Here is a 4419-nt window from a genome sequence, read left to right as displayed (position 1 = left end):
GTACCTCCCCATAATGCTGCCATATGGATTTCTCCATCTTCTTTTACAGGAAATATGTAACTTAATCCTCCCGGAGTATGGCCAGAGGTACCGTAAACATATATTTTTTTATCTCCCAATGTTATGGTGTCTCCATCTTGAACATAAACATCAATTTTATAATCTTTCCACGTTTCTGGTCTACTAGGCTTCGTTGGATGCTCAGCCCAGAAAATATCATCTACTTTAGAAATATATGTGTAAGCATGATATTTTTCAACAAGCCATCTCCCACATCCTGTATGATCAACATGTCCATGAGTTAAAACCAGTTTTTTTATTGTATCTGGATTCCATCCCACGTCTTTAATGGCGTCTACTATTGCCTCAAAAGCTTCTTTTGCCGGCCAAATAGCATCTATCACTATAAGTCCCTCAGTTGTCTTTAATACAAAACAATTTATTTGCTTTTGTGCAACAATTAGCAAATCGTCAAAAATCTTAGCATGAGTAAAAAATGACATATCCTCCATTGCTTTTATTGTTTCTTCTGTAATAACTGGTTTATTTAATCTATTCATTTAATATACACTCCTCTGTACAATATTAATTTCATAGCTGCACAGAGGATAATACATTCTTTGGATGCATACGTAAAAATGTCTTCATAACTTCACCTTCTCCATAAATTACTACTCTTCTATGTATTAGACAAATAATCTTTACTATATATATTATATCAATATTTACAATTTCTTAATATGTATCGCAGACTTTATTTTACATTTAATGTTTTCTGCTGCCACTTAACTCTAAATTTGCTTCTAAACTCCAAGTCGAAAGAAACAATACGCAAAACTTCAAAGCCTCGCCTTTAAGTCAAAAGTATGGAATAATCAAGCTTATTAAATAGACTTAAAGTATTTAGATAAGTATGTTGAAATCATTTATAACATGCATGAGATTTTTATCCTTAAAGCTTGTCTATTCCTTTGATTTCAACTCACTTCGGTCAAACAAAGGATGAAAAGTACAAGCTGAAAAACAAAAGATATTAATTGCTTTAAGCTGAATAAAATATATGCGAATCCAAAAACCTTCGTTTAGAAGTTCTATATCTCGTACATTGTCTATTGCTTAAAATATATTAATATCTTCCTTTTTATAATTTTATTTAATTTGTTTTATTAATTAGTTTTTATAGCTATTCTTATTATCCGAACATCTTTTATAGATAGACCAATCACTTCACTAATCAATTGATCACTTATACCTTCGTTTATGGCTCTTTTAGCTGTTTCTATTGCATTTTCCTGCTTACCATCTTTAAAACCTTCTTCAAATAAACTCTTACCTAATTAGTCATACTCTCTATGTCCTTAATTGCTATATTTTAGAGCTTTTCTTATTGCCTCAATTTCTTCATTCGATAGCCCAGTCAAATCACTTATTATACTATTGTCCATTCCTTTTTTGATAGCATTTTTTACAATCTCAATAGTCTTTTTGTTTTCTCCTTCAACTATTCCCTTTTCAATTCCCTTTTCCATGCCTTCTTCAATTAAGCTTCTACCTAATTCAGTCATACTTATTTTATCCATTCCTACTAATTAGTTTCAATAGTTTTTCTTATTATTTGAATTTGTTCAATGGTTAATTCTGTTAATTTGCTAATAAGTTCATCACTCATTCCTTCTTTAATAGCTCTTTTAGCAATTTCTATTGAATTTTCTTGCTTTCCTTCTAATTTCCCTTCTTTTATTAAGCTTTTACCTAGTTCAGTCATTTTTATCTCCTCCCTTACTTTTTCTAAATCTTTACCTTCTAAAAATTTACTTGCAAAAGCATATAAAATTGTTTCAATATCGTACTTATATTCCGTATCTACGTTCCTAACTATTTTAATTGCATTTAATATTCTATCTGCCTTACCTGATTTTCCACCCATTATAGGAGTAAAAGTTAATGTTATCAAATCTTGTTTTTCTACCTTATCACCATTTTTTATTTTATTTATAATTTCGTCAAATACTTCATCACCATCTTTATTAGCCATTGATATAGCTTTAACGTTGTAAGTATTTATTCCGCTTTTATAACAATTTAATGGATTTTTTATATTTCCTGAATACACAACATAAGTTACTATGTCTTTATTCATTTGAAGCTCAAATAATGATTCATACGCTTTGAATCTTCTTAAATCAGCAACTCCTTTATCAGTGGTTTGAAACTCTATGTGTATATACGTATCATCTTCCATCAAAAAAGTATAATCCATGAACATATTTTTTGCTTCTAGTACAACAATTTCTGTTGAGCTTACTTCTTTAACTTTCTTTTCTATTCCAAAAAATTTTAAGCCTTCTTCTGCAAAAACATCCATAGCTCGTTTCATTATCATATCTTCATAATTTATGCTTTTCATATTCACGCTCCTCACCACATTATTTATATTTTCATTATAGCCTAATAATTAATATATTTAAACTTGTTCTTCTTTTAATTTATTTTATTCACAAATGTTATTAGCTTAATTTTTTCATCAACTTACTTTATTAATCTGAATTTGTTTTTGTATTTAAAGCATTAATCCATATTTTAATTCATGAGCTGGAATCGAAACTATTTTATTAGTCTTTTTATGCTGCATAATAATATGATCTCCGCTTTGTCTGACCTGCTTATAATCATGTTTTTCTGCTAAATCAATCATATCTTTATAATTAAAAATCTTTAAATAATCTGTTTTTTTGTTTTTATTAAGTTGTTCTATTAGATTGTGTTCTTCTTCAATTTCTTTATTTAATTTCTTTTTAGCTATTTCAAATATAACAATAAAATACTGGTATTAGCGTATAATAAACTATTAAAAAAATTAACTATATCTTACTATTTCTTTAGTGTTTTCTTACCTTTCATATAAACAAGCACATCTATGAATTCTACAATATTCTTATCACTTCTATGAATATATATACCTCTTACTATATTTCCTTACAACTACTTCATAAATTATAGGTTAAGGTTAATATAATCGATAAGAGATTGTCTAGAATACCTATAGATTCAGTATTTAATGGTAAATTATACGATTATCAGCATACTGCTGTAGAGGCTATTTTAAAACATGATAATGGTATTCTTTGGGCTTCTACTGCTTTTGGAAAAACAGTAGTTGCTGCTAATATCATTTCTTCTAGAAATGTAAGCACATTGATAATTGTTAATAGCATTCAATTAATTGAACAATGGGAAGAAAAATTAAAAATTTTCTTAGAAACAAATAAAAATACTATTGGCAGATTAGGCGGCGGAAAGAAAAAAGTAAGTAATATAATTGATATAGCTACTATGCAGACTTTAAATAAAATTGATGATCTTGATAACATATTAAATAATTATGGCCAAATTATTATAGATGAATGCCATCATATAGCTGCATTTACTTTTGAAAAAATTATGAAAGCTGCAAAATCTAAATATATTTTAGGGTTAACTGCTACCCCTAACAGAAAAGATAAATACGATAAAATCATAACAATGCCAATCTCCTGGGAAGGTGTACTTGAGCAATATGCAGGAAGATTGCAAAGAATGTATGAAGGCAAAAATATAGTGAAAATATATGATTATATAGATAATAATGTTCCCATTCTAGTAAAAATGTATAATAAAAGACTTAAGGGCTATAAAAATCTTGATTATAATATAAATGAAAATGCTGGAGTTCAATATGAATTTGATAATGTATAAAGCTATTAATATACTTTTACATATAAAGTTTTTAATAATTGATTGTTCTAGTTTCAATTATTATATTCTCATATAATAATTGATCACCTAAGCTTATTTGTCCTGGGTGATCATTATTATCTAACCATTTAGATGCTGCTACTTCTAAGCTCTGCTAGTTTTCACATTGATTGCAAACTTCTATATCCTTCATAAATATATTTGATTTCTTCTTATAATTTTTCATTTAACGTCTCAATATATCCAACTAATAGATCAACATTGGTATAAGGATTGCTTTGTATTACGTCCTTAATATTATTCAGATTAATATCTAATATATTTCTTCCCAAGTCTTCATGATAATTCCTTAACTTCCCACAATTAATAAGTGCACTTGATGTTTGATCATGAATTATTGAATATATTGATTTATTCTTTTCATATTCCTTAAGCGGCGTATCCTTTTCAATTCGTTCTTTTACAGCATCATAATTTTTAAAATTAGCAGTAGTATATTTGTAATGCAACAAGTACCATATTTCAAAACATGGATTTGATAATCCAAGATTTATTTTGACCTTGCTTCTTTTCTTGTAATTTTCAACTTTTGTATAGGCTCTTTGAATTTCCTGAGTTCTACTTTCAATCGGATCAGGATTATTATAGTTTAAATCCACATCCATCAAGCACCATACTCTATCT

6 protein-coding genes are annotated in these 4419 nt (G+C 27.8%); 1 reads left to right on the top strand and 5 read right to left on the bottom strand.

Annotated elements, in window-relative coordinates:
• The 4 genes from CLOBL_RS26695 to CLOBL_RS26680 form a co-directional block, all read right to left on the bottom strand.
• Positions 1-560: MBL fold metallo-hydrolase (locus CLOBL_RS26695; protein ID WP_077861771.1), on the bottom strand; the 560-nt coding region annotated here is incomplete at its 3' end.
• 798 nt (positions 561-1358) lie between these two features.
• Positions 1359-1565 (bottom strand): hypothetical protein, encoded by a 207-nt coding sequence (locus CLOBL_RS26690; RefSeq protein WP_035301731.1) that lies wholly within the window; start codon positions 1563-1565, stop codon positions 1359-1361.
• Between the two features lie 20 nt (positions 1566-1585).
• On the bottom strand, positions 1586-2407 hold the full coding sequence (locus CLOBL_RS26685) for a hypothetical protein (RefSeq protein WP_077861770.1): 822 nt from the start codon (positions 2405-2407) through the stop codon (positions 1586-1588).
• A 153-nt stretch (positions 2408-2560) separates the two neighbouring features.
• Positions 2561-2695: a type II toxin-antitoxin system HicA family toxin gene (locus tag CLOBL_RS26680; RefSeq protein ID WP_077861769.1), complete on the bottom strand. Its 135-nt coding sequence runs from the start codon at positions 2693-2695 to the stop codon at positions 2561-2563.
• A 332-nt stretch (positions 2696-3027) separates the two neighbouring features.
• Between CLOBL_RS26680 and CLOBL_RS26675 the strand changes: the two genes are divergently transcribed.
• Positions 3028-3735: a DEAD/DEAH box helicase family protein gene (locus tag CLOBL_RS26675; protein WP_179117850.1), complete on the top strand. Its 708-nt coding sequence runs from the start codon at positions 3028-3030 to the stop codon at positions 3733-3735.
• 212 nt (positions 3736-3947) lie between these two features.
• Here the strand turns inward: CLOBL_RS26675 and CLOBL_RS26670 are convergent.
• Positions 3948-4419 (bottom strand): RloB family protein (locus CLOBL_RS26670; protein WP_143323965.1); only part of this gene is annotated, 472 nt, incomplete at its 5' end.

The organism is Clostridium sp. BL-8 (assembly GCF_002006495.1).
Lineage (GTDB): Bacteria > Bacillota > Clostridia > Clostridiales > Clostridiaceae > Clostridium.
The sequence above is the reverse complement of the archived record's forward strand: the minus strand, read 5'-3'. Positions and strand labels throughout refer to the sequence as shown.

What these genes read in the sequence shown, in the direction of transcription:
- CLOBL_RS26690 (WP_035301731.1), bottom strand. Translation starts at nt 1,565, where the DNA reads ATGACTGAATTAGGTAGAAGCTTAATTGAAGAAGGCATGGAAAAGGGA.
- CLOBL_RS26685 (WP_077861770.1), bottom strand. Translation starts at nt 2,407, where the DNA reads ATGAAAAGCATAAATTATGAAGATATGATAATGAAACGAGCTATGGAT.
- CLOBL_RS26680 (WP_077861769.1), bottom strand. Translation starts at nt 2,695, where the DNA reads ATGATTGATTTAGCAGAAAAACATGATTATAAGCAGGTCAGACAAAGC.